Raw genomic sequence first — 25,286 nt, 5'->3', positions numbered from 1 at the left:
CGCCGCAATGGCGCTATCACGTCACCTCCATAAGGTGAATGCCTGCATGCCTGAATTGCCTGAAGTTGAGACCGTCCGCCGCGGCCTGCAGCCCGCCATGGAGGGGTCGAAAATCCTCAAAGCGGAAGCCCGGCGCAAGGATTTGCGGTTTCCCTTTCAAAAAGACTTTATCGCGCGGCTGGAAGGCCAGACCGTGACCGGTCTCGGCCGCCGCGCCAAATACCTGATGGCCGATCTCGCCTCCGGCGACGTGCTGCTGATGCATCTGGGCATGTCCGGCTCGTTCCGGGTGCTCGAAGGCGACCTCAATAACGCGCCCGGCCAATTCCACCATCCGCGCAGCGAGGACCGCGCGCACGATCATGTGGTGTTTCACATGTCATCGGGCGCGGCGATCGTGTTCAACGATCCGCGCCGTTTCGGTTACATGAAGATCATCGCCCGCAACGCGCTGGAAGACGAGCCGCTGTTGAAGGGCCTCGGCCCCGAGCCGCTCGGCAACGAATTCGATGCCGCGATGCTGGCGCGCTCGTGCTTCAACAAGAAGACCAGCCTGAAGGCCGCGCTGCTCGACCAGCGCGTGGTCGCAGGGCTCGGCAATATCTATGTCTGCGAGGCGCTGTACCGGTCGCATCTGTCGCCGCGCCGGTTGGCGGCGACGCTGGCGACGAAGAAGGGCGAGCCGACCGACTATGCCGGGCGGTTGGTCGGCGCGATTCACGCGGTGCTCAATCAGGCGATCAAGGCCGGCGGCTCCTCGATCAACGATCATCGGTTGACCTCGGGCGAACTCGGCTATTTCCAGCATTCATTCCAGGTCTATGATCGCGAAGGCGAGAAATGCCAGACCAAGGGCTGCGGCGGCATCGTTCGGCGCTTCGTGCAGAACGGCCGCTCGACCTTCTGGTGCCCGAAATGTCAGAAATAACCCGTACGCCGACGTTGCATACGGCGCGACTGATCTTGCGGCCGCTCGCGCTATCAGATGCGCCGGCGATCCAACGCCATTTCAACAACTGGAACATCATCCAGCATCTCGCGTCGGTTGTCCCCTGGCCATATCCGGACGACGGCGCCAAGACCTTCATCGCGAGGGAATTGGAAAGGGTGGCCGCGGGCGAGGAAATCTATAATTGGATGCTGACGCTGCGCGGCGGTGACGGCGAGGCGATCGGGAATATTCGCTTTCGCCCGAGGTCGGACAATGCGAAGGGCAACCGAGGCTTCTGGCTCGCGGAGCGCTATTGGAATCAGGGCCTGATGAGCGAAGCCGTCTCGGCGGTGAACGATTTTGCCTTCCGTACGCTCGGGATCGAGAGCTTCTACGCCTGCAATGCGGTGACCAACGTAGCGTCACGCCGGGTCAAGCAAAAGACCGGCGCCGAACTTGTCGGCTACGTCGAGCTTGCCCATCACAGCGGTCAGGCGCTCGCGGAAAAATGGCGCGTGACGCGGGAGAACTGGCTGCGCCGAAACCGATAGCGAAGCGAAGGCAATCCGGCCGGGGGCTGGTGGCCTGGATTGCTTTCGCCTTCGCTCGCCGAATTTCGGCGGACAAGTCGTCGCGTTGCTCCCTTGCGCAAACGCTTCGCGTTTGTAGCAGGCAATGACGTTGCGGGGAGCTGGGTATCAGCTTCGAGCCGGCGCTCTCAGGAAGAAGGCGCTGTCGTTTTGGGTGGAGGGCAGAGCCGCCATGGCGGGAAGCCTCGCGGGCGTTTCCACGATTTCCTCGATGATCGGTTCGTCGATAGCCGCAGCCTCATTGCCCAGCCGCGCCTCGACCCACCGCCAGAGGTCGCGGATTTCTTCGGCGGATTTGCTGCCGGGTGCGTATTCGCAGACCGCGAGGCCGGCGCTCAGCGCGTCCTGGTGATCGTTGCGCATCATGATGATGGGTCGGGCAACGATATCGTCGATGTCGAGCGCGGCCTCGTTACTCAGCGCGTTCTCCGCGCCAGCGAGGCGCGCCGCGCCCCGGATCGGCGTCTGGTTCAGGACATAGGCGAACGGCTTGTGCCAAGCCCTGATGACGCTGAGGGTGGCGGCAGTCGCCTCGATGTCGGCGATGCTGGGGCGGGTCGGGATCAGGCAGAAGTCGGCATAGCGAATGGCTGAATTGGTCGCCGCGCTGATACCGCCGGCGGTATCCACGATCGTCACCGTCACGCCCTCGCCGCCAAGCGATTGCAGGCGTTGTTCGACCTCCCTGGCGGCATAGATCGGCTCGACGATCGGCGCGGCATGGGGGCGTCTCCGCTTCCAGTTCGAAAGCGTGCCTTGCGAGTCCGTCTCGATCACGCGGACGGTGTGTCCGGCCCGGATGGCGGCAAGCGCAAGGCTGATGGTGAGCGTGCTTTTCCCCGAGCCGCCCTTCTGGGTGGCCAATACGATCGTCTGCATTCTGGATCCTCTGGATGGCTTTCAGGCATTTGGATTACGCCACACGAGCCGCGCCGCATTCTGCGACGTCGAGATACGCGCTCGCTCAGACGTGCCCAGCCCGATCCAAAGGTCAGGGGATCGCGGTAGTCCGAATCAGTCAGCTTGCAATGATGCCCGATTCTGGAATGGTGGTCATCCGGGCAAATACTGCCGTGCGGCGCATTTTGCCCCCATTGAAACCACAACAAGAAACGGGGCGAAACAGCATGACGGGGTCATTGGCGAGGACTTACTTCCTCACGCAGATCACGCGGACCACCGACGCCTTCGCATCGCTCGCTCCGCCGGCCGCGCCGACGCCATTAGCCTTGAGGAAGTCGCGCACGGTGTTGGTGGTCACCAGCACCGCCTGCGCCGCGGGTGCACCGTTTGCCGGCCCGGCTATTTGAACCGGCTTCAACAGCGCGATGCCGGCAAACTTGCCGTCGCCATCCTGCGCGGGCGCGCCGGAGAAGCCGAGCGCCGGTGCCGGCGTCAGTGCGATGTCGCTGGCGCCGCCAAGCTGGGCTACCGAAGCCTTGACGCTGGTGACCGCGGCGCCACCACCCTGGTTCTGCGGATCGGCAATGCCGGTGAGGTCGAGCGCGGTTTTCGTCGCGGCGTTGGCGAGATCGAGCGGTTTCAATCCGCGCGCGCCATAGATGCGCAGCAGCGCGAGATCGTGCTCCTTGTCCTCGGCGACGCGATCGGCATTGCCAAAGCCCGCGATCGCGACTGTGAGGCAACCATCGGTGATCTGGCGGTCGGCAATGATGGAGCCGTCGTCACCAATGACGACACCGGTGCCATATTCCACGGTCTTGCGCGGGGGCGGCCCCGCGATTTGCGCCGCCGCCGGGAACGCGTTGAACGCGCTCGACATCGCGATCACGACCGGTTCCACGGTATTCTCAGTCGCCTGATCGTAGAGGATAGTGAGGATGCGGACCTCGTCACCCCTGAACGTGCCGCGCATGTAGAATTTCTTCAGGCCCTGCAGGCCGGACAGCACGAAGAAATCAGGCTTGACCACGGTGTAGTCGATGCTGCGGCCCGGCTCCTTCTTCTCGCGCTCGGCGAGCTTTGCCGTGGTGGGACCGGCTTCCTTGCGCCGCGCCAGTTGAACCTGGATCGTGCCGGTCGGGGAGGTCCATTTGGTGCCGTTCGCATCGCTGGCTTGCTGCGGCACCAGTTTGCCGGGAATGCCGAGCCGCACCCCGGTGCCGGGATCGGTGACGATCTTCCAGCCGACGCTTTCCTGTTTTTTCTTGGCGGTGTCGGCGAGGATGCCGCGCTCCTGCGGATTGAGCACACCGGTCTGCTTGGCTCCGCGGGATTTCTGGAATTCCTTGATCGCATTGACCATGCGCTCGCTGACGTCGCCTGTGATCGCGCCGTTATATTGTCCGACCCAGGCGAGATCCGACTGCAGCGCCAGCTGCTCGGCCTGCCCCAATGCCTTGGCCGTGTCCTCGGGCTTCTGCAGCGCGGGACGGATCGGCACCGTCATCACCGGCCTCGCCTTGGCTCCTGCGGTGGACGGCGGCGTCATCTGCGCCCGCGCCGGTGGTCCGGAGGCCGCCAAACCCAAGGCCGCCATCATCAATGTTGCCGAAAGCACCGATCTCATGACAAATCCAGGAGAATGCCGGAGTGGAATAGGGGAGCGCTCATTGACGTCCCGCCAATTAAGCACATCTGCTTAGTCGGCAACAACCGCGCCCCGGTTCAGAGCGTCTGCCCCTCATCCTGAGGAGCCGCGAAGCGGCGTCTCGAAGGATGAGGCCACCAGCCGGGCCTCATGGTTCGAGACGGCGCCAAGGCGCCTCCTCACCATGAGGGGCTGTCAGGTGCGACAGAGGATTTGACTGACCATGCTGACGGCTGACGAACTCGAACGCTATGCCCGCCATATCGTGCTGCGCGAAGTCGGCGGCCCGGGGCAGGCCGCGCTGAAAAAGGCGTCGGTGCTGGTGGTCGGCGCCGGCGGTCTTGGCGCGCCGGTCTTGATGTATCTGGCGGCGGCCGGCGTCGGCAGACTCGGCGCGGTTGATGACGACGTCGTCTCGTTGTCCAACCTGCAGCGCCAGATCATCCACACCACGCCGGACATCGGACGGCGCAAGGTAGATAGCGCGGCGGAGACGGTCCATGCGCTCAACCCCCACGTTCGCTTCGAGGCGCATGCGGTTCGCCTCGATGCGGGGAATGTGATGTCGCTGATCGACGACTACGATCTTGTGCTCGACGGCTCCGACAATTTCGAAACCCGCTATCTGGTTTCCGATGCCTGCTTCTTCGCCGGCAAGCCGCTGATCACGGCGGCGCTGGGGGTGTTCGACGGATCGCTGACCACGATCCGTGCGCATGAACGGGACGCCGACGGCCACTTCAACCCGACCTATCGCTGCCTGTTTCCCGAGCGGCCGCCGCCGGGCACCGTGCCGGCCTGCGCCGAAGCCGGCGTGATGGGTGCGCTGGCGGGCATGCTGGGTTCGATGATGGCGCTGGAAGCGATCCGCGAAATCGTCGGCTTCGGCGAGAGCCTGGTCGGGCGGCTGGTGATGGTGGATGCGCGCGCGATGCGATTTGAAACCTTGCGCTACACGCGCGATCCGCAAAACCCGCTCAACGGCGATACGCCGGTCATCATCGATTTGAGCGGGCACGCGGCGTAGTATTCACCGCTTCTCGCTGTCCATATGCGCGAGCTGCGCCTCGGGATAGCGCGCCCCCGCGGCCACGCCCGGTGGGAACGCATCGGCAAGTGCGGCCAGATGAGCCGGCGTCAGCTTCACGTCGAGTGCACCGAGCGCTTCAGCGAGACGGTCGCGACGGCGGGCGCCGACCAGCGGCACGATATCGTTGCCCTGCGCCGCCACCCAGGCGATGGCGACCTGCGCCGGCGAAGCACCGACATCGTCGGCAATTCGTCGCAACGAGTCCGCCAGCACCAGGTTGGCATCGAGATTGCTGCCCTGAAAGCGCGGGCTGATGGCGCGAAAGTCCTGCGCGCCGGACCGATCCCTGGTCCAGTGCCCGCTGATCAGGCCGCGCGCCAGCACGCCGTAGGCGGTGATGCCGATGCCGAGCTCGCGGCAGGTCTTCAGGATGTCGTTCTCGATGCCGCGTGCGAGCAGTGAATATTCGATCTGCAGGTCGGCGATCGGATGCACGGCGTGCGCCCGACGAATGGTGTCGGAGCCGACTTCGGAAAGACCGATATGTCTGATCCAGCCGGCTTTCACCATGTCGGCCATCGCGCCGACGGTTTCTTCGATCGGCACATCCGGATCGAGCCGCGCCGGCCGATAGATGTCGATGGTGTCGACGCCGAGCCGCTGCAGCGAATAGGCGACAAAATTCCTGATCGCGGCCGGGCGGCTGTCATAGCCGAGAAAGCCCTTGTTGGGATCGCGCAGCGCCCCGAACTTCACGCTGATCTGCAGATTGTCGCGTTTGCGTCCTGTGAGCGCTTCGCGGATCAGCATCTCATTGTGGCCCATGCCGTAGAAATCGCCGGTGTCGAGCAACGTAATTCCTGCATCGAGCGCGGCATGGATCGTTGCGATGCTCTCGCTGCGGTCGGCAGGGCCATAGAAATCCGACATGCCCATGCAGCCGAGTCCGATGGCGGAGACGGTCGGGCCGGTGGAGCCAAGTTTGCGCTTTTCCATCGTAGTTCTCCTCGTAAGCGGTGGCGGCGATGCCGCCGTGGTGATGACGAGGCTGATATGAACCTTCTCCGCCGAGGCGATAAGCTGGACAATTCAAAATAGCTTGTTCATTATATCGAACAATGAAGGATTTTGATCTCCGCGATCTCGACGCGTTCGTTGCCGTGGCGCGCACGCGGAATTTCCGCCGTGCCGCGACCGAGCAGGGCGTCTCCGTCTCCAGCCTCAGCCAGCGGCTGCGCGACATGGAGGAGCGGCTCGGCGTCCGGTTGATGAATCGCACGACGCGCAGCGTTGCCCTCACCGAAGCCGGCGAGCTGCTATTGGCCCGCGTCGGTCCGGCGATATCGGATGTCAGCGAAGCGCTGGATCAGGTGCGTGGCCTGCGCGCCGTGCCGTCAGGACGTTTGCGCATCAATGCGCCGCCGCCGGCGATCGATCTGGTGCTGGCGCCGATGGTCGCTCCGTTTCTTGCAGCGCATCCCAAGATCGATCTGGAGATCGTCGGCGAGAGTTCGTTCGTCGATATCGTGGCCGGGGGCTTCGACGCTGGGGTGCGTTATGGCGAGCATCTGGCGCAGGACATGATCGCGGTCTCGCTCGGCGCACCGCAGCGCTACGCCGTGGTCGCTTCGCGCGAATACGTGGCGCAACATGGCCGACCGAAACATCCGAAGGAGCTGCTCGATCACGCCTGCATCCGCACCCGCTTTGGCAGCGGCGCGATGCTGGATTGGGAATTCGAGAAGGCGGGACGCGTCGTCAAGGTCTCGCCGCCGGCAAAGTTGATCGCGACCCATCTGGGACTGGCGCTGCGCGCCGTCCATGACGGCACGGGCTTCTGGCTGACATTCGAGGGTTACGTTCGCTACGGCATCAAATCAGGCGCGCTCGTCAGCGTGCTCGACGATTGGTGCGCGCCGTTTCCGGGGCCGTTTCTCTATTACCCCAGTCGCCGCCAGCCACCGCCGGCGCTGGCCGCGTTCGTGGCCTTTGTCGCGGATTGGCGGAAGCGCGAGCGGCGCAGGAACAAGCCAGCATAGTTAGCCACGAGCTTGTCGTCGTCCCGGCCTTGAGCCGGGACCCATAACCACTGGCCGACGTGGTTGTGCCGAGCTTGTGCTCCAGCTGTTAGCTACAATTGACTTCGGTGGTTATGGGTCCCCGCGCCCCGTGCGCAATTGCGCACTAGGCGGGGACGACTCGCCGAGGAATCGCCCTCACAGCATGCTGGGCAGCACGCGGTCCGGCGGCTTGTGGTTGTCGAGGAAGGTCCGGATATTGATGATGACCTTCTCGCCCATCTCGACGCGGCCTTCGATCGTAGCCGAGCCCATATGCGGCAGGAGCGTCACCTTGCCGGCTTTCGCCAGCCGCACCAGTTTCGGATTGACCGCGGGCTCGTGCTCGTAGACGTCGAGGCCGGCGCCGCCGACGTCGCCGGCTTCGATCAGCTTGATCAGCGTGTCCTCGTCGATCACCCCGCCGCGCGCGGTGTTGACGATATAGGCGTCTTTTCGGATCAGCTTCAGCCGCCGCGCCGACAGCAGATGATAGGTCGCCGGCGTATGCGGACAGTTCACCGAGATGATGTCCATCCTAGCCAGCATCTGGTCGAGGCTTTCCCAATAGGTCGCGCCGAGTTCTTCGGCGATGCGCGGCGCCACCGGACGGCGGTTGTGATAGTGGATCTGCAGGCCGAAGGCGCGCGCCCGCCGGGCCACGGCCTGGCCGATCCGGCCCATACCGATGATGCCGAGGCGTTTTCCGCCGATGCGATGGCCCAGCATCCATGTCGGCGACCAGCCCGGCCAGCCCTTGCCGTCAGTCAGGATCGAGGCGCCCTCGATCAGCCGCCGCGGCACCGCGAGAATCAGCGCCATGGTCATGTCGGCGGTGTCTTCGGTCAGTACCTTTGGCGTGTTGGTCACCGTGATGCCGCGCGCATGCGCCGCCGTGACGTCGATATTGTCGACGCCGTTGCCGAAATTGGCGATCATGCGCAGCTTGCAGTCGGGATCTTTGAGGATCTCTTCGCTGATCATGTCGGTGACGGTCGGCACCAGCACGTCGGCAGTGCGGACCGCATCCGCAATTTGTTCCGGCGTCATCGGCGCATCGTCGAGGTTCAACCTCGCGTCGAACAACTCGCGCATCCGGGTCTCGATGGAGTCCGGCAGTTTGCGGGTGACGACGACGAGAGGTTTTTTCTTAACCGACATGTCCTGCTCTCATGAGGCGATGGCTCGCCAACCCTTCAGGCCGTCAAAGGCTTCGCCGTTCAGACCTCATTAACCCGGTTGTTCGACACTGCAGATGCCGCGCGGTCCCGGCGGCCCGCTGTTTCCTTAGGTCAGTCCTTGGGTTCCCAATACTTACCTCGGATTCAAGCGAAAAAGCCGGGTGTTCTTGTTCTCAACGTTCCGTCCTCTCTATCAGAAGGCCGGGCCAAGACAAGAACCCCTCGGACGTCACAATCCGGGGTACGACCATAGCGGGCAGGGGTCTGGGGTTTTCGGGCGTTAGCGGGCGGTTTCAACTCGAAGAATTTGAGTTGGGAGTATCTCGGCAGGAGACGAGTTGATGGCGTTGGGGCGTTTCTGTTCGGTGGCGGTGCTGGCGGGGTGCTGGCTTCTTGCATCGGTCAGCACCGGGTTTTCGGCCAAGGATTCGGCCATCACCACGAGCGGCCTGCCGGTGCCGCGATATGTCAGCCTCAAATCCGACCATGTGAATGTCCGGGCCGGTCCGACCAAGGATAACGACGTCGCCTGGATCTATACCCGTTCGGGCCTGCCGGTCGAAGTAACGGCCGAGTTCGAGAACTGGCGCCGCGTGCGCGATTCCGAAGGCGCCGAGGGCTGGGTCTATCACTCCCTGCTGTCCGGCCGCCGCACCGCGGTCGTAACCATGAAGACCAAGGACGATCTGGCCTCGCTCTACGATCGCCCCGATCCGACCAGTGCTGTAGCGGCCCGTTTACAGGCTGGCGTCGTCGCCCAGGTCAAGAAATGCGCCAATGGTTGGTGCCGTGTGATTGGCAACGGCTTTGACGGCTGGATCGAGCAGCAAAGGCTGTGGGGCGTCTACGCCGACGAGAAGGTGGATTGAATTTATCCGTCGCCCTCGCGAACGCGGGGGCCCATACGCCGCGGCCTATCAATGAGGCGAGCGGGTAGGCGCCTTCCTTCACTACATAGATTTGTGGTTATGGGTCCCTGCGTTCGCAGGGACGACTCCGAGAGAGACGCGTTACCGCTTCTTGCGCAGGCGCACCACCATGTCGACGCGGGCGATCTCGTAGCCTTCCGGCACGTCCGGCATCTTCGACAGCACGAGATGCGGATCTGGAATGTCGACCAGCTCGTGGTTGTTCTCGAGATAGAAGTGGTGGTGTGCGGTGACGTTGGTGTCGAAATAGGTCTTGGTGCCGTCGACCGAGACCTGGCGCAGCAGACCGGCATCGGTGAGCTGATTGAGCGTGTTGTAGACGGTCGCCAGTGACACCGGAACCTTGGCTAGCGTCGCTTCCTCGTACAGCATTTCCGCGGTCAGATGGCGGGCGCCCTTGCCGAACAACAGCCAGCCGAGAGCCATGCGCTGGCGGGTGGGTCGGAGACCGGCAGCCTGCAGCATTTCGTTGACGTCGTGCCAGGGACAGCCGGTCAACGCCGGCTGATGTCCGGCGGCGCGGGCGGCCGGATCGATACCGTCGTCGTTCGGGGTCGGAGCTTGGTCGTTCATGTCCACTTCGGGCACCACGCGCTAACTTGGGCAATATTCTTGCCCAATATAAAAGGAAATCAGGTAGATGCAAGTTTTTCGCAACTAGAACCCGCCCAAGGTTAAGGGGGAACGAGCGCACCAACGCGGCATTTTAGCCCGTTCCAGTGCTTTGCCGGGCATTGGTGCCTATGTTACAGAGCGCGCGGACCACATATGCGATTTCGGCAGAGGCTAATGCCGATAGCACCCTAAGTAGCGCCAAATTGCGGGAAGCAGACGTTCTCCCGTAGGGAAACGGGTCCGGTTCGCTCAGAAAGCGCTCCATCGGGACATCTAACGAGAGGCTGGACACGATGCTGGATCGCCGCGGCGGTTATGAATACGAGGATTTGCTGGCCTGCGGCCGAGGCGAGATGTTCGGCCCGGGCAATGCCCAATTACCGCTGCCGCCGATGCTGATGTTCGACCGCATCACCGAAATTAGCGAGAATGGCGGTGAATTCGGCAAGGGTCTGATCCGCGCCGAACTCGATGTGAAGCCGGACCTGTGGTTCTTTGGCTGTCATTTCAAGAACGATCCGGTCATGCCCGGATGTCTCGGCCTCGACGCGATGTGGCAGATGGTCGGCTTCTACCTGGGCTGGATCGGTGGCGAAGGACGCGGCCGGGCACTGGGGCTGGGCGAACTGAAGTTCTCCGGCCAGGTGCTGCCGAACGCTCGCAAGGTTGTGTACAACATCGACATGAAACGCGTGATGCGCTCAAAGCTGGTGCTTGGCGTTGCCGACGGCTGGCTTTCCATGGATGGCGAGATTATCTATCGCGCCAAGGACCTGAAGGTCGGGCTGTTCAAGCAGGGCACCGCGCCCACCTGAGCGGCGTGATCATGCATCAAATATCTTCACTGACGAACGGAAACGGTAGGGCGAGGCGATCATGAAGCGGGTTGTCATAACGGGGATGGGCATTGTCTCGTCCATCGGAAACAACACCCAGGAAGTGCTTGCGAGCCTTCACGACGCAAAATCCGGGATCAAGCGCGCCGACAAGTACGCCGAGCTGGGCTTCCGTTCGCAGGTGCAGGGCGCGCCGACCATCAATCCGGCCGACGTCATCGACCGCCGCGCGATGCGCTTCCTCGGTGAGGGCGCAGCGTGGAATCACATCGCGATGGAGCAGGCGATCCAGGATTCCGGACTGACGCCCACGGAAGTCTCCGACGTCCGTACCGGCATTATTATGGGCTCTGGCGGGCCGTCCGCGCGCACCATCGTGGAAGCGGCCGACATCACCCGGAGCAAGGGGCCCAAACGGGTTGGGCCATTCGCGGTGCCGAAGGCTATGTCGTCGACGGCATCGGCCACGCTCGCGACCTGGTTCAAGATCAAGGGCGTGAACTATTCGATCTCGTCGGCCTGCGCGACCTCGAACCATTGCATCGGCAACGCCTATGAGACGATCCAGATCGGCAAGCAGGACGTGATCTTCGCCGGCGGCTGTGAGGAGCTCGACTGGTCGCTGTCGGTGCTGTTCGACGCGATGGGCGCGATGTCCTCGAAATACAACGACACCCCCGCCACGGCCTCGCGCCCCTACGACGTCAACCGCGACGGCTTCGTCATCGCCGGCGGCGCCGGCGTGGTGGTGCTGGAAGAGCTGGAGCACGCCAAGGCGCGCGGCGCGCGCATCTACGCCGAAGTGGTTGGCTATGGCGCCACGTCTGATGGTTACGACATGGTCGCGCCGTCGGGCGAAGGCGCCGAGCGCTGCATGCGCATGGCGCTCGAAACCGTGAAGACGCCGATCGATTACATCAATCCGCATGCGACCTCGACGCCGGCCGGCGATCCCCCGGAGATCGAGGCGATCCGCAAGGTCTTTGGCACCGGCGACAAGTGCCCGCCGATCTCGGCGACCAAGGCGCTGACCGGCCACTCGCTCGGTGCCACCGGCGTGCAGGAGGCGATCTATTCGCTTCTGATGATGAACAACGGCTTCGTCTGCGAGAGCGCTCACATCACCGAGCTCGATCCGGTCTTCGCCGACATGCCGATCGTGCGCAAGCGCATCGACAACGCCAAGCTCGGCACTGTGCTGTCGAACTCCTTCGGCTTCGGTGGCACCAACGCCACGCTGGTGTTCAAGCGGATGGATGCGTGATGTACTCGTCATGCCTCGCCTTATGCGCAATTGCGCACTGGGGCGGGGCATCCAGTACGCCGCGGCCTTTCGGCTAAATCACTGACCCCTCTGGAATACTGCATCACCCGCATTCGCGGGTGATGACGTCGAAGACAATGGGAGCGAGCGTACGATGCAAGACCTGATGAAAGGCAAGCGCGGACTGGTCATGGGCGTCGCCAATGATCATTCGATCGCATGGGGTATTGCGAAAGCGCTGCACGCGCAGGGCGCCGAACTCGCCTTCACCTACCAGGGCGATGCGCTCGGCAAGCGCGTCAAGCCCCTGGCGCAATCGCTCGGTATCGACACCGTGTTGCCGTGCGACGTCGAGGATATTGCGAGCGTCGATTCCGTATTCGCGGCGCTGAAGGCCAAATGGGGCCATCTCGATTTTCTCGTCCATGCCATCGCGTTCTCCGACAAGAACGAGTTGAAGGGACGCTATGCCGACACCACGCGCGAGAATTTCTCGCGCACCATGCTGATCTCCTGCTTCTCCTTTACGGAGCTAGCCAAGCGCGCGGCCGAACTGATGCCGGAGAGCGGCGGCTCGATGATCACGCTGACCTTCGGCGGCTCGGTGCGCGTGATGCCGAATTATAACGTGATGGGCGTGGCGAAGGCGGCGCTTGAAGCCACAGTGCGCTATCTCGCTGCCGATTTCGGCCCCCGCAAGATCCGCATCAATTCGATCTCGGCGGGGCCGGTGCGCACGCTCGCAGGCTCGGGCATCGGCGATGCGCGCGCGATGTTCGCGTTCCAGCAGAAGCATTCGCCGCTCGGCCGCGGCGTGACACTGGAAGAACTCGGCGGCTCGGCGCTATATTTGCTGTCCGACCTTTCGGGCGGCGTCACCGGCGAAATCCACTACGTCGATTCCGGCTACAACGTGATTTCGATGCCGCGGCCGGAAGAACTGAAGGCGGAGTAGCGCTCGAGTCGCCCATGACTAAGTCGTCATGCCCCGCGCAGGCGGGGCATCCAGTACGCCGCGGCCCCTCGTTTCAATCACTGATGTCTCTGGAGTACTGGGTCACCCGCCTTCGCGGGTGACGACAGGAGTAGGCGGTTCATCCCGCCGCGATCTTCTCCGCGCGCTGGAACGCCGGGCGCGCCACGCAGCGGTCGATATAGGCGTCGAACGACGGTCGTGGCGACACCATCTTGAACGCCCGCACCGCGAAGTTCAGGCCCGAGCCCAACATGATGTCGGCGGCGGAGAATTTTTCGCCGAGAATCCATGGACCCTTTTGCAAGGCGGCATCGAGCACGTCGAACGTCTGCGTCGCGCTGCCCCACGCCGCCGTGCTCGGCGGCACTTCCAGTTTCGTGAACATCTGGATCAACGCCGGCTCGATGCAACTGGGTGAAAAGAACAGCCACTGCAGATATCTCGCCCGCAGCGGATCGGTCGCGGCCGGTGCCAGCCCGGTTTCCGGATAGCGGTCGGCGATATAGGCGCAGATCGCGGCGGCTTCGCCAAGCGCGGCGTCGCCGTCCTTCAGCCCCGGCACCTTGCCCATCGGATTGATCGCGAGATATTCCGGCGCCTTCTGCGCGCCGGTCGAAATATCGGTCAGCACGCGTTCGTAAGGCAGCCCGGTCTCTTCCAGCAGCCAAATCGCGGAGATGGAGCGGGAGCGGGGCGACCAGTAGAGCTTTATCATCAGACGTTTCCCTTTCGGATCAATTGCGAAATGTCGCGCAGGATTGCGTCAGCGTCACGACTGGCGGCTGAGATGATACCGGAGCTTCAGCTCAGCATTGCTCTGTAAGCATCGCTGGCATGGTCTGCTCTAGGCTTGCGGCCAGCAGGTCCGAAGCGCGGGGCGCGTCGGAGTCTTTGTGAAACTAGAGCGTGTGCAAGCGATGCGCAAGGCGAAGATGCTTCGCACGCCCCGGATCAGTCGCTCTTCTTCCATCGGTAATACTTCATCACGAAGCCGGTCATCGGCTCGACCTGCTCCTTCTCGAACACAAAGCCCTCGCGCTCGTACCAGCGCCATGCCTTTTCATTCTCGCGCACGCAGCGCAGCCAGATTTCATCCGGCAGATGTTGTCGCGTGAAGGCAAGCAATCGGCGCCCGAGACCGTTGCCCTGATACTCCGGCGCGACGAATAGCTGGTCGAGATAGCGGTCAGGCAAATGCACCGCCAGCATCGCCGCCAATCTGCCATTGTCGTCGGCGACGTAAAGGCTCCAGCCCTTCTCGACCTCCATCGGAACGCGCGCGCGCAGTTTCGCCAGCAGGAAATTGCTGGCGTCTTCGAGCCCGGTCGATACCCAGCTCTCCATCCAGACCCGCGCGACCTCGTCATATTCGTCAGCAAGGGCGAGGCGAATGACGGGTTGTGGCAAATCGGTATCTCCCGAAGCGGGCATCGTCAGGCCCGTCATTTCCGCAATGGCGATTTCGCCTTGCGCTGTTCGCGCAATGCGTCGGCTGCGAGGCAAACCACTTCGGAGATTTGCTGGAGCTGTGCGGCGAGCGGACTGGTCTTGCGCCAGACCATGCCAATGGTTCGCGACGGTTGCGGGTTCCTGAAGCGCGCGACGGAGACCGGCGCCGAACGGGTTTCTACCGCGACCGCCATTTCCGGGATCAGGGTGACGCCGATGCCGGCGCCGACCATCTGAACGAGCGTCGAGAGCGAGCTCGCGTCCAGCACCTCCCGCGGCGGCGAGGATTGCATGTTGCAGAACGACAGCGCCTGGTCGCGGAAACAGTGTCCCTCTTCGAGCAGCAAAAGGCGCATCTCGCGCAGCGTCTCGTGGCTCGGCACCGGCGTGCCCTCATCCTCGCCCGGCCGCACCAGCAGGAAATTTTCCGAAAAACACGCGACTTCGGTCAGCGAAGGTTCGGATACCGGAAGCGCAACGATCGCCGTATCCAGCCGGCCTTCAGCGACTTCCTTGATCAGCTTCGGCGTCAGCGTCTCGCGGACGTGAATGTCGAGTTCCGGATGCATGCGCGCGAGGTTCTCGATCACCTTCGGCAACAAATAGGGTGCAATCGTCGGGATCATGCCGATGCGCAGCCGGCCCGCGAGCCGGTCGCGCGAGGCGCGCGCGAAGTCGCCGAGTTCGTCGACCGAACGCAGGATGTCACGGACGCGCTGGACGATCTCTTCGCCGAATTTCGTCAGCGTCACCTGTCGTGCACTGCGCTCCAGCAGCACGCCGCCGAGGGTTTCCTCCATTTCCTTGATCTGCATCGACAGCGCCGGCTGCGAGATGGAACACGACTCTGCCGCGCGTCCGAAATGGCCGTGCCGTACCAGCGCGTCGAAGTAGCGGAGCTGTCTGAGCGTCATCTGGATCATCAGATCATCTTATCGGTTCGATCATTAAAATCAACTTTACCTGATGAGAGGCGGCGCTTAGATTGCTTCCAATCCGACCAGGAACCATCAGGAGACGACCATGGATGATAAAACCAAATGCCCGTTCACGGGCTCGCGCGGACACACCAACCGCGACTGGTGGCCGGACGCGCTGGACGTTTCGATTCTCCACCGCAACTCCACTCTTTCCGATCCGATGGGCAAGGCGTTCGACTACGCCAAGGAGTTCAAGACTCTCGACCTCAACGCCGTGATCAAGGACCTGCATGCGCTGATGACGGAGTCGCAGGAATGGTGGCCGGCCGACTTCGGTCACTACGGCGGTCTGATGATCCGCATGGCGTGGCACAGCGCAGGCACCTACCGCATCACCGATGGCCGCGGCGGCGCCGGCGCGGGTCAGCAGCGCTTCGCGCCGCTGAATAGCTGGCCTGACAACGCCAATCTCGACAAGGCGCGCCGGCTCTTGTGGCCGATCAAGCAGAAATACGGCCAGAAAATCTCGTGGGCCGACCTGATGATCCTCGCCGGCAACGTCGCCCTCGAATCGATGGGCTTCAAGACGTTCGGCTTCGCCGGCGGCCGCGCCGACGTCTGGGAGCCGGAAGAGCTGTTCTGGGGTCCCGAAGGCACCTGGCTCGGCGACGAACGCTACAGCGGCGAGCGTCAACTCGCCGAACCCCTCGGGGCCGTGCAGATGGGCCTCATCTACGTCAATCCGGAAGGGCCGAACGGCAATCCGGATCCGATCGCGGCGGCCAAGGACATCCGCGAAACGTTCTTCCGCATGGCGATGAACGACGAAGAGACCGTCGCGCTGATCGCCGGCGGCCACTCCTTCGGCAAGACCCACGGCGCCGGCGATCCGTCGCTGGTGGGACCGGACCCGGAAAGCGGTGCGCTTGAGGATCAGGGCCTCGGCTGGAAGAGCAAGCATGGCACGGGCGTCGGCGCGGACGCCATCACCGGCGGCCCGGAAGTCACCTGGGTGCAGACGCCGACGAAGTGGAGCAATCTGTTCTTCAAGAACCTGTTCGAAAATGAATGGGAGCTGACCCAGAGCCCGGCCGGTGCGAAGCAGTGGAAGGCGAAGGGCGCGGAAGCCTCGATCCCGGACGCTTACGACAAATCGAAGAAGCATGTGCCGACCATGCTGACCACCGACCTGTCGCTGCGCTTCGACCCGGCCTACGAGAAGATCTCGCGGCGCTTCTACGAGCATCCGGATCAGTTCGCCGACGCGTTCGCGCGTGCCTGGTTCAAGCTCACGCACCGCGACATGGGCCCGATCGCGCGCTACCTCGGCCCGCTGGTACCGAAGGAAACGCTGATCTGGCAGGATCCGATCCCCGCGGTGGATCACCCGCTGATCGGCGAGGCTGATATCACCGCGCTGAAGGCGAATATTCTTAGCTCAGGCCTGTCGGTATCCCAGCTTGTCTCGACCGCATGGGCGTCGGCGTCGACGTTCCGCGGCTCCGACAAGCGCGGCGGCGCGAACGGCGCGCGTATTCGTCTCAGCCCGCAGAAGGACTGGGACGTCAACCAGCCGGCCGAACTCAAGACGGTGCTGCAGAAGCTCGAAGCGATCCAGAAGGAGTTCGGCAAGAAGGTCTCGCTTGCCGACCTGATCGTTCTCGGCGGCTGCGCGGCGGTCGAGAAAGCCGCCAAGGACGCCGGGGTCGACGTGAAGGTGCCCTTCACGCCGGGGCGCATGGATGCGTCGCAGGATCAAACCGACGTCGAGTCCTTTGCACCACTTGAGCCGCGGGCCGACGGCTTCCGCAACTACGTCAACGCCAAAAAGCTTCAGTTCATGCAGCCAGAGGAGGCGTTGGTGGACCGGGCGCAATTGCTGCGGCTCACGGGTCCCGAGATGACCGCTCTCGTCGGCGGCCTGCGCGTCCTCGGCGCGAATTTCGGCGGCTCCAAGCATGGCGTGTTCACCAACAAGCCCGGCACGCTGACGAATGATTTCTTCGTCAACCTGCTCGACATGGGCACGCAATGGCAGCCCGCCGGCTCAGACGGCGCTTACGAGGGCCGCGATCGCAAGACGAATGCGGTCAAGTGGACCGGCGCCCGCGTCGACCTGATCTTCGGTTCGCACTCGCAGCTCCGCGCCTTTGCGGAAGTCTATGCGTGCGCGGACTCGAAGGAGAAGTTCGCCAAGGATTTCGTGGCGGCGTGGGCCAAGGTGATGAACCTCGATCGGTTCGAGGTCGCCTGAGGCTTGGCGGAAACGCAATGACAAAACAAAGGGCGGCCGAAAGGCCGCCCTTTTTCGTGCCGCTAAATCCTAATTACGCGCCGAGCGTACCGGCCTTTGCCGCCGCATAGCGCTCCGCGATCTTGGCCCAATTCACCGTGTTCCACCACGCCTTCAGATAGTCGGCGCGGCGGTTCTGGTAGTTCAGATAATAAGCGTGCTCCCAGACGTCGTTGCCCATCAAAGCGCGCTTGCCGTCCATCATCGGATTATCCTGGTTCGGGCGGGTTTCGATCGCGAGCTTGCCGTCCTTGCTGACGGTCACGAACACCCAGCCGGAGCCGAACTGGCGCCCGCCGGCGGCGTTGAAGTCGTTCTGGAATTTTTCCATGCCGCCAAGGTCGCGGTCGATCGCCGCCAGCACCTCGCCCTCGGGCTTGCCGCCGTTCGGGCCCATGATTTCCCAGAACATGGTGTGGTTGGCGTGGCCGCCGAGATTGTTGCGGACGGTGAACTTGATGCTGTCGTCCAGCGCGTTCAGATTGCCGAGCACGTCCTCGATCTTCGCCGTTCCCAACCGCGGATTGGTCTTGGCGACATTGTTGAGGTTGGCGACATAGGCGGCGTGGTGCTTGCCGTGATGGATTTCCATCGTCTTGGTGTCGATATGAGGCTCGAACGCATTCGTCGGATAGCCAAGCGGCGGCAGCGTGAATGGACCCTCTGCGGCAGCGGGAGCCGCGGCCTGCGCGAATACGAAACGGGGGGCCGCCGCAACGGCAGCGATACCGGTTGCGGCAAACATCAGTTGGCGCCGGGACATGAATGACATCGATTTCTCCTTACCTGTGGGCAATTGGTGTGGGTACCTTGTGAACGGGACGCCGTACGCCGCTGCGCGGCAAGCTACGGGTGACTATCGGGATCGGGTTCGTTTTTTGTCTTCGCGCCCTGCGGCGGAACCGCACAGGTGCCTCAATACTCCCAATGTAACGCAGGCGGATAACAAAAAAGGGCGGCCTTTCGGCCGCCCTCTGTTCACATTTTAGAGCGTTTTCGAGCGAAGCATGCCCTCGGACTTGATCCGTGGGTGGGTACCGGTTCGCGTGAAGAAAACGCGTCAAAGAAAGACTGGAGCCCGGTTCTGATCCATCAGAACCGGGCTCCAGCGATGCCTTACTCGCCGGCCGCTTCGCGCGGGGCCTGACCTTCCGCCTTCTGCTTGGCCTCGAGGTCCTCGCCCGTGGTCTGGTCGACCACTTTCATCGACAGCCGGGTCTTGCCGCGGTCGTCGAAGCCGAGCAGCTTGACCTTGACCTTGTCGCCTTCCTTGACGACGTCGGAGGTCTTCTGCACGCGCGCCGAAGCGAGCTGGCTGATGTGGACGAGGCCGTCCTTGGCGCCGAAGAAGTTCACGAAGGCGCCGAACTCCATCACCTTGACCACGGTGCCGTCGTAGATCTGACCGATCTCCGGATCGGAGGCGATCGACTTGATCCACTTGATCGCGGCCTTCATCGCCTCGCCGTCGTTGGAGGCGACCTTGACGGTGCCGTCGTCCTCGATGTTGACCTTGGCGCCGGTCTTCTCGACGATCTCGCGGATCACCTTGCCGCCGGTGCCGATCACTTCACGGATCTTGTCGGTCGCGATCTTGAAGGTCTCGATGCGCGGTGCGTACTCGCCGAGCTCGGCGCGGGCATTGGTGAGCGCCTTGGCCATTTCGCCGAGGATGTGGATCCGCCCTTCCCTGGCCTGGCCGAGCGCGACCTTCATGATCTCCTCGGTGATGCCCTCGATCTTGATGTCCATCTGCAGCGAGGTGATGCCCTGGTCGGTGCCGGCCACCTTGAAGTCCATGTCGCCGAGATGATCCTCGTCGCCGAGGATGTCGGACAGAACCGCAAAGCGCGATCCTTCCAGGATCAGGCCCATCGCGATGCCCGCGGTCGGCCGCTTCAGCGGCACGCCCGCATCCATCAGCGCCAGCGAGGCGCCGCACACCGAGGCCATCGACGAGGAGCCGTTGGATTCGGTGATCTCGGAGACCACGCGCACCGTGTAGGGGAATTCGTGGTGCGGCGGCAGGACCGGGTGGATCGCGCGCCAGGCGAGCTTGCCGTGGCCGATTTCGCGACGCTTGGTACCGCCGAGGCGTCCGGTTTCACCGACCGAGTAGGGAGGGAAGTTGTAGTGCAGCAGGAACGTCTCTTTATAAGTTCCCGACAGCGCGTCGATGTACTGCTCGTCCTCGCCGGTGCCGAGCGTGGTCACAACCATCGCCTGGGTCTCACCGCGGGTGAACAGCGCCGAACCGTGGGCGCGCGGCAGCACGCCGACTTCGGCGATGATGTTGCGCACGGTCTTGGAATCGCGGCCGTCGATGCGCTTGCCGGTGTCGAGGATGTTCCAGCGAACGATCTTGGCCTCGAGCTCTTTGAACACCCCGGCGATGCGCAGCTTGTCGTATTTCGGCTCCTGCCCTTCCGGGAAGTAGTGGGCAATCACCTTTTCCTTGGCCTTGCCGACCGCCGCGTAGCGGTCCTGCTTGATCGGGATGGCGTAGGCCGAGCGCAGCTCCTGCTCGATCAGGCCAAGCATTTCCTTCTCGATCGCGCTGTTGTCGATGATGGTGACCTCGCGCGGATCCTTGGCGGCCTTCTCGGCCAGTTCGATGATCGCCTTGATCACCGGCTGGAAGTGCCGATGACCGAACATGACGGCGCCGAGCATGATCTCTTCCGAAAGCTCCTTGGCTTCGGATTCGACCATCAGCACCGCGTCCGACGTGCCGGCGACGACGAGCTCGAGCTGCGTGTCGGTCATTTCATCGAGCGTCGGGTTGAGGATGTATTCGTCGTTGCTGAAGGCGACGCGCGCGGCGCCGATCGGTCCCTTGAAGGGCACGCCCGACAGCGTCAGCGCTGCGGAGGCGGCGACCATCGCCACGACGTCGGGATCGTTCTCCATGTCGTGCGAGAGCACGGTGACGATGACCTGCGTTTCGTTGCGCCAGCCGTCGGCGAACAGCGGGCGGATCGGGCGGTCGATCAGGCGGGAAACCAGCGTTTCCTTTTCGGTCGGGCGTCCCTCGCGCTTGAAATAGCCGCCGGGAATGCGGCCCGCGGCGTAGGTCTTTTCCTGATAGTCGACGGTCAGCGGCAGGAAGTCGACGCCCTCGCGCGGCGACTTCGCGGCGACGACGGTGGCGAGCACGACGGTCTCGCCATAGGTGGCGAGCACGGCGCCGTCGGCCTGACGGGCGATCTTGCCGGTTTCCAGCTTGAGGGGACGTCCACCCCAGTCGATTTCGACGGAATGCTTATTGAACATAGTGGCTTCTTTCATGGGTTCACGAGAGAGCGGAGCCCAGAAACACAAAGACCATGCGCAAGATTGCGGGACGCTGGTCGCAATGCGCGATCAGCATCCGGCGATCCTGCCATGGTCTTTATCTTTCGGATGGCGTCCATCCTCTCGGCAGTCACGGGCACCTTGCCCTGTCCAGCGGCCGGATTGCTGCTGGACGTTTGTCGAGCATGATCCTTGTCGGATGATGCTCCTTGCGCATGATCGTCTCCCAAAACGGGAGTCCGGTTGTTCGGAAGATCATGCGAAAACGCGCGCAAACTGCGCGCGCGTACTCTCAAATCAACGACGAATGTTATGCTTTTCGAGCAACGCCTTGTAACGCGCCTCGTCCTTCTTCTTGATGTAGTCGAGAAGCGAGCGGCGTGTCGACACGAGCTTCAGAAGGCCGCGGCGTGAATGATTGTCCTTCACGTGGGTCTTGAAGTGGCCCGTGAGATTGTTGATGCGTTCCGACAGGATCGCAACCTGGACCTCGGGCGAGCCGGTGTCGCCGGCTTTGGTAGCACTCGTCTTGATGACTTCCGCTTTGCGTTCGGCGGTAATCGACATCGTCAAACTCTCTCATTGCTGCGACCGGGACTGGCAGTCAGCCCGGTCAGGTTGAACACGCGCTTGGGGATGAGTTCGCCATTGCCAATTTCGGCGAGGGCCAGAAGCCGGCCTGCCACCGTGACATAGACTGTGCCGCTACTATTGGGCGCATCCCGTCCGCGCAACAAAACGGCCTGGCCCCTATGGAGCCTTGCCGCATCAGCCCGTGTGACGGCCAGTGCCGGGATGTCGTCCAGCGCGGTCTCAACGGGCAAAAGCGCGTCGGCGAGGCTTCCCTCGCCAGACGCGGCTCTATTGCATAAAGCCTCCAACTCTTCCAGCGGAATCATGTCCGTCTCGCGGAATGGGCCCACCAAAGTCCGCCGCAACGCGCAGATATGGCCGAAACAGCCCAGAATCCGGCCGATATCGCGGGCCAGCGCCCGGACATAGGTGCCCTTGCCACATTCGGCCTCGAACACGGACTGGCCGTTATCTCCATGTTCTACAAGGGCTAATTCGTGAATCTCGATCGGCCGGGGCTTTAGTTCCACGGTTTCGCCGTCCCGCGCCAGGTCATAGGCGCGTTCGCCCTGGACCTTGATCGCGGAATATTGCGGCGGGATCTGCTCGATCAGGCCGGTGAACTGCGGCAGCAGCGCCCGGATCGCGTCGGCCGACGGCCGCAGATCGCTGGTTTTAACAACCCGGCCCTCGGTGTCGTCGGTGTCGCGCTCCTCGCCCCAGGCGACCGTAAAGCGGTAGCGCTTGCGGCCGTCCATCACGAAAGGCACCGTCTTGGTGGCCTCGCCGAGAGCGATCGGCAAACCGCCGGACGCCAACGGATCGAGCGTGCCGGCGTGGCCCGCGCGCTTGGCCTGGAACAGGCGCTTGAGCACGGCAACCGCATGCGTCGAGGTCATGCCGATCGGCTTGTCGAGAATCACCCAGCCATGAACGTCGCGCTTGTCGCGACGGGGCTGGTTGTTCTGCCGCGGCTGCTTGGTGTGGCGCGGATCGTTGTTGCTGCGGCGTTCGCCGTTATCGACGCGGCGCTCGCCGTCGTTGCGGGACTCATCTGAAAAAATATTTTCCTCAGCGTCGTGCGAATCGGCAGTTTGCTGGGCGATCACGCCGTTGGCGGTGGGCATAATCATCACTTGTCGTCCGAATCGGGTGCGAGGTCTCTTTGCACCGCAGGTGTTCTCAGTAATTTCTCGATCCGTTCCGCTTCGTCGAATCGTTCGTCGACGCGAAAGCGAAGGTCAGGAGCAAATTTCAGGTTAACGCGGTGAGCGATCTCGCCGCGCAGGAACTTCTTGTTGCGCGCGAGCGCCGCGATCACGATGTCGGTGTCGCGCCCGCCGAGCGGCATCACGTAAATCGTCGCAAGTTTCAGGTCCGGCGACATCCTCACCTCGGGAACAGTGATGATGTGACCCTCGAGATCCGGGTCGTGCACGTTACCCTGCGATAGAATATCGGCGAGGGCGTGGCGCACGGTCTCGCCAACGCGCAATTGCCGTTGCGAGCCGCCGGGGGCGGAATCCTTGTTGTGATGGCGGGGCATTGTCGAAATCCCAATTGTCGTCATCACCCGCCTTGTGCGCGATGGCGCACTGGAGCGGGTGATCCAGTATTCCGTGGCCAAAGTATTGCGGCGACTACTGGATGCCCCGCCCCAGTGCGCAATTGCGCACAAGGCGGGGCATGACGGTCTAGTTCAGAAATCCCAATCTCTTCGTAAGATTTGGACTTACAGAGAGCGCTGGATGGTTTCCACGCGATAACACTCGATCACGTCGCCGACACGCATGTCGCCGTAATTCTCGAACGCCATGCCGCATTCCTGGCCGGACTGCACTTCTTTCACTTCGTCCTTGAAGCGCTTCAGCGTCGAAAGCTTGCCTTCGTGCACGACGACGTTGTCGCGGATCAGGCGAACATTGGCGCCGCGCTCCACGGTGCCGTCGGTGACGCGGCAGCCGGCGACCTTGCCGACCTTGGAAATGTTGAACACTTCCAGGATCTGGGCATTGCCCAGCATGGTTTCGCGCAACGTCGGCGCGAGCAGGCCGGACATCGCCTTTTTGATGTCGTCGACCAGATCGTAGATGATGTTGTAGTAGCGGATCTCGATGCCGTTGCGCTTGGCGGCCGCCGCGGCTTCCTTGTTGGCTCGCACCGAGAAGCCGATGATCGCGGCGTTGAAACCTTCCGCCAGCGTGACGTCGGATTCCGAGATGCCGCCGACGCCCGCATGCAGGATACGCGCGGCAACTTCCTCGGTGCCGAGCTTTTCCAGCGAACCCAGGATGGCTTCGAGCGAGCCCTGCACGTCGGCTTTCACGATCAGCGGGAATTCCTTGCGGCCCGCGGTCTTGAGCTGCGACATCATCTGTTCGAGCGAGCCGCGCATGCCGGAGATCGAGGCGGCGGCGTTCTCGCGCTTCTGGTGGGCGCGATAGCTCGTCACCTGGCGGGCGCGGGCTTCGTTCTCGACCACGGCGAGGCGGTCGCCGGCTTCCGGCGGTCCGTTGAAGCCGAGCACTTCGACCGGCACCGAGGGACCGGCCTCGTCGATGTTTTCACCCTGGTCGGAGATCAGCGCGCGGACACGGCCCATTTCGGCGCCGGCCACGATGATGTCGCCGACCTTGAGCGTGCCGCGCTGAACCAGCACGGTGGCCACCGGGCCGCGGCCGCGATCGAGTTTGGCCTCGATCACGGTGCCCTCGGCAGGCCGTTCCGAATTGGTCTTGAGGTCGAGCAGTTCGGCCTGCAGCGCGATCATCTCGAGCAGCTTGTCGAGATTGGTCTTGTTCTTGGCGGAAACCTCGACGTCGACGACTTCACCGCCGAACGATTCGACCTGAACCTCGTGCTGCAGCAGTTCGGTGCGCACGCGCTCCGCCTTGGCGTCGGGCTTGTCGATCTTGTTGATCGCCACGATCATCGGAACCTTCGCCGCCTTGGCGTGGTTGATCGCCTCGACCGTCTGCGGCATGACACCGTCATCGGCCGCAACCACCAGGATCACGATATCGGTGACCTTGGCGCCGCGCGCGCGCATCGCGGTGAACGCGGCGTGGCCGGGCGTATCGATGAAGGTGATCTTCTTGCCGCTTTCCGGCGAGGTCACCTGGTAGGCGCCGATATGCTGGGTGATGCCGCCGGCTTCGCCTGACACCACGTTGGCGTGACGAAGCGCGTCGAGCAGCGAGGTCTTGCCGTGGTCGACATGGCCCATCACGGTGACGACCGGCGAGCGCGGCTCGGTATCGGTGGAATCGTCGACGACGTCGAACAGGCCCTCTTCAACGTCGGACGCGGCGACGCGCTTGACGGAGTGGCCCATTTCCTCGGCGATTAGCTGCGCGGTGTCGGCGTCGATCACGTCGGTGATCTTGTGCATCGCGCCCTGCTTCATCAGCAGACGGATGACGTCGACCGCGCGCTCCGACATGCGGTTGGCGAGTTCCTGGATCGTGATCGCTTCCGGAATCGTGACTTCGCGGACCAGCTTTTCCTTCGGCTCGTTCGCGGCGTGGCCCTTCAGGCGCTGGGTGCGGCGGCGGAACGAGGCGATCGAACGTTCGCGCACGTCATCGGCATTGAGCGCGGTGACCAGCGTCAGGCGGCCGCGTTCCTTCTGCGGCCCGGGCTTGTGGGTGGTCTTGGGGGGTACCGCGGGACGCATGGCGCCGCCGGGGCCGCGCCGGACCTGACGCGGACCTTCATCTTCATCGGAACCGTCGGCGGCAACGCCTGGGGCGCGCGCGGGCGGCACGGCTGCTGCAGTCGGACGGGCGCCAGCCGGG

The 25,286-nt window shown here is 63.2% G+C and carries 23 protein-coding genes; 9 read left to right on the top strand and 14 right to left on the bottom strand.

Going from position 1 to position 25,286, the window contains the following annotated elements; all coding sequences use genetic code 11:
* The first annotated feature begins 46 nt into the window (after nt 1-46).
* A complete protein-coding gene (gene mutM, locus CP49_RS35850) occupies nt 47-928 on the top strand; it encodes a bifunctional DNA-formamidopyrimidine glycosylase/DNA-(apurinic or apyrimidinic site) lyase (protein WP_057854837.1) in 882 nt (293 codons plus the stop codon).
* Complete coding sequence (locus tag CP49_RS35845) at nt 916-1,482, top strand: GNAT family N-acetyltransferase (RefSeq protein ID WP_057854824.1); 567 nt, start codon at nt 916-918, stop codon at nt 1,480-1,482. The genes mutM and CP49_RS35845 overlap by 13 nt, the downstream gene beginning before the upstream one ends.
* A gap of 147 nt (nt 1,483-1,629) precedes the next feature.
* On the opposite strand, the gene CP49_RS35840 is transcribed toward CP49_RS35845, so the two are convergent.
* Both CP49_RS35840 and CP49_RS35835 read right to left on the bottom strand, forming a co-directional pair.
* Nucleotides 1,630-2,400, bottom strand: coding sequence for a ParA family protein (locus CP49_RS35840; protein WP_057854823.1), 771 nt, complete (start codon nt 2,398-2,400; stop codon nt 1,630-1,632).
* 271 nt (nt 2,401-2,671) lie between these two features.
* A complete protein-coding gene (locus CP49_RS35835) occupies nt 2,672-4,051 on the bottom strand; it encodes a serine protease (protein WP_057854822.1) in 1,380 nt (459 codons plus the stop codon).
* A gap of 244 nt (nt 4,052-4,295) precedes the next feature.
* On the opposite strand from CP49_RS35835, the gene CP49_RS35830 reads away from it, so the two are divergent.
* Nucleotides 4,296-5,099: a HesA/MoeB/ThiF family protein gene (locus CP49_RS35830; protein WP_057854821.1), complete on the top strand. Its 804-nt coding sequence runs from the start codon at nt 4,296-4,298 to the stop codon at nt 5,097-5,099.
* A 3-nt stretch (nt 5,100-5,102) separates the two neighbouring features.
* Here CP49_RS35830 and CP49_RS35825 read toward each other — a convergent pair whose 3' ends face one another.
* Nucleotides 5,103-6,098: an aldo/keto reductase gene (locus CP49_RS35825; protein ID WP_057854820.1), complete on the bottom strand. Its 996-nt coding sequence runs from the start codon at nt 6,096-6,098 to the stop codon at nt 5,103-5,105.
* Between the two features lie 122 nt (nt 6,099-6,220).
* On the opposite strand from CP49_RS35825, the gene CP49_RS35820 reads away from it, so the two are divergent.
* The gene (locus CP49_RS35820; protein WP_057854819.1) at nt 6,221-7,141 is read left to right on the top strand and encodes a LysR family transcriptional regulator; all 921 of its coding nucleotides are present in this window, start codon (nt 6,221-6,223) and stop codon (nt 7,139-7,141) included.
* A 177-nt stretch (nt 7,142-7,318) separates the two neighbouring features.
* On the opposite strand, the gene CP49_RS35815 is transcribed toward CP49_RS35820, so the two are convergent.
* Entirely contained in the window at nt 7,319-8,320 is a 1,002-nt protein-coding gene (locus CP49_RS35815) for a 2-hydroxyacid dehydrogenase (RefSeq protein WP_057854818.1), read from the bottom strand.
* A 361-nt stretch (nt 8,321-8,681) separates the two neighbouring features.
* On the opposite strand from CP49_RS35815, the gene CP49_RS35810 reads away from it, so the two are divergent.
* On the top strand, nt 8,682-9,209 hold the full coding sequence (locus CP49_RS35810) for an SH3 domain-containing protein (protein WP_057854817.1): 528 nt from the start codon (nt 8,682-8,684) through the stop codon (nt 9,207-9,209).
* A gap of 141 nt (nt 9,210-9,350) precedes the next feature.
* On the opposite strand, the gene irrA is transcribed toward CP49_RS35810, so the two are convergent.
* Nucleotides 9,351-9,842, bottom strand: coding sequence for an iron response transcriptional regulator IrrA (gene irrA / locus CP49_RS35805; RefSeq protein ID WP_057854836.1), 492 nt, complete (start codon nt 9,840-9,842; stop codon nt 9,351-9,353).
* 335 nt (nt 9,843-10,177) lie between these two features.
* On the opposite strand from irrA, the gene fabA reads away from it, so the two are divergent.
* The 3 genes from fabA (at nt 10,178) to fabI (ending at nt 12,939) form a co-directional block, all read left to right on the top strand.
* Nucleotides 10,178-10,699, top strand: a complete 522-nt coding sequence (fabA, locus tag CP49_RS35800) for a 3-hydroxyacyl-[acyl-carrier-protein] dehydratase FabA (protein ID WP_057854816.1) — start codon at nt 10,178-10,180, stop codon at nt 10,697-10,699.
* A 61-nt stretch (nt 10,700-10,760) separates the two neighbouring features.
* Nucleotides 10,761-11,984 (top strand): beta-ketoacyl-ACP synthase I, encoded by a 1,224-nt coding sequence (gene fabB / locus CP49_RS35795; RefSeq protein ID WP_057854815.1) that lies wholly within the window; start codon nt 10,761-10,763, stop codon nt 11,982-11,984.
* Between the two features lie 154 nt (nt 11,985-12,138).
* Complete coding sequence (gene fabI / locus CP49_RS35790) at nt 12,139-12,939, top strand: enoyl-ACP reductase FabI (protein ID WP_057854814.1); 801 nt, start codon at nt 12,139-12,141, stop codon at nt 12,937-12,939.
* A 139-nt stretch (nt 12,940-13,078) separates the two neighbouring features.
* Here the strand turns inward: fabI and CP49_RS35785 are convergent, their stop codons facing one another.
* The 3 genes from CP49_RS35785 to CP49_RS35775 form a co-directional block, all read right to left on the bottom strand.
* On the bottom strand, nt 13,079-13,675 hold the full coding sequence (locus CP49_RS35785) for a glutathione S-transferase family protein (RefSeq protein ID WP_057854813.1): 597 nt from the start codon (nt 13,673-13,675) through the stop codon (nt 13,079-13,081).
* A gap of 236 nt (nt 13,676-13,911) precedes the next feature.
* Nucleotides 13,912-14,367, bottom strand: a complete 456-nt coding sequence (locus CP49_RS35780; RefSeq protein ID WP_156438846.1) for a GNAT family N-acetyltransferase — start codon at nt 14,365-14,367, stop codon at nt 13,912-13,914.
* 35 nt (nt 14,368-14,402) lie between these two features.
* Nucleotides 14,403-15,332, bottom strand: a complete 930-nt coding sequence (locus CP49_RS35775; protein ID WP_057854812.1) for a hydrogen peroxide-inducible genes activator — start codon at nt 15,330-15,332, stop codon at nt 14,403-14,405.
* 100 nt (nt 15,333-15,432) lie between these two features.
* On the opposite strand from CP49_RS35775, the gene katG reads away from it, so the two are divergent.
* Nucleotides 15,433-17,583 carry a catalase/peroxidase HPI gene (gene katG, locus CP49_RS35770; protein WP_057854811.1) on the top strand — a complete coding sequence of 717 codons (2,151 nt, stop codon included), beginning with the start codon at nt 15,433-15,435 and terminating at the stop codon, nt 17,581-17,583.
* Nucleotides 17,584-17,656: 73 nt separating this feature from the next.
* On the opposite strand, the gene CP49_RS35765 is transcribed toward katG, so the two are convergent.
* From CP49_RS35765 to infB, 6 genes are all read right to left on the bottom strand, one after another.
* Nucleotides 17,657-18,394 carry a superoxide dismutase gene (locus CP49_RS35765; protein ID WP_057854810.1) on the bottom strand — a complete coding sequence of 246 codons (738 nt, stop codon included), beginning with the start codon at nt 18,392-18,394 and terminating at the stop codon, nt 17,657-17,659.
* 344 nt (nt 18,395-18,738) lie between these two features.
* Complete coding sequence (pnp, locus tag CP49_RS35760) at nt 18,739-20,895, bottom strand: polyribonucleotide nucleotidyltransferase (protein ID WP_057854809.1); 2,157 nt, start codon at nt 20,893-20,895, stop codon at nt 18,739-18,741.
* Between the two features lie 318 nt (nt 20,896-21,213).
* Entirely contained in the window at nt 21,214-21,483 is a 270-nt protein-coding gene (gene rpsO / locus CP49_RS35755) for a 30S ribosomal protein S15 (protein WP_057854808.1), read from the bottom strand.
* 2 nt (nt 21,484-21,485) lie between these two features.
* Complete coding sequence (truB, locus tag CP49_RS35750; RefSeq protein ID WP_057854807.1) at nt 21,486-22,622, bottom strand: tRNA pseudouridine(55) synthase TruB; 1,137 nt, start codon at nt 22,620-22,622, stop codon at nt 21,486-21,488.
* The gene (gene rbfA, locus CP49_RS35745) at nt 22,622-23,035 is read right to left on the bottom strand and encodes a 30S ribosome-binding factor RbfA (RefSeq protein WP_057854806.1); all 414 of its coding nucleotides are present in this window, start codon (nt 23,033-23,035) and stop codon (nt 22,622-22,624) included. The genes truB and rbfA overlap by 1 nt, the downstream gene beginning before the upstream one ends.
* 186 nt (nt 23,036-23,221) lie before the next feature.
* A partial coding sequence (infB, locus tag CP49_RS35740) for a translation initiation factor IF-2 (protein ID WP_057854805.1) occupies nt 23,222-25,286 on the bottom strand: 2,065 nt, incomplete at its 5' end.

Origin of the sequence: Bradyrhizobium valentinum, assembly GCF_001440405.1 — a bacterium.
In the GTDB taxonomy this organism is placed as follows: domain Bacteria; phylum Pseudomonadota; class Alphaproteobacteria; order Rhizobiales; family Xanthobacteraceae; genus Bradyrhizobium; species Bradyrhizobium valentinum.
Note: the sequence above shows the minus strand (reverse complement) of the source record. Positions and strands in the feature narration are given on the sequence as shown.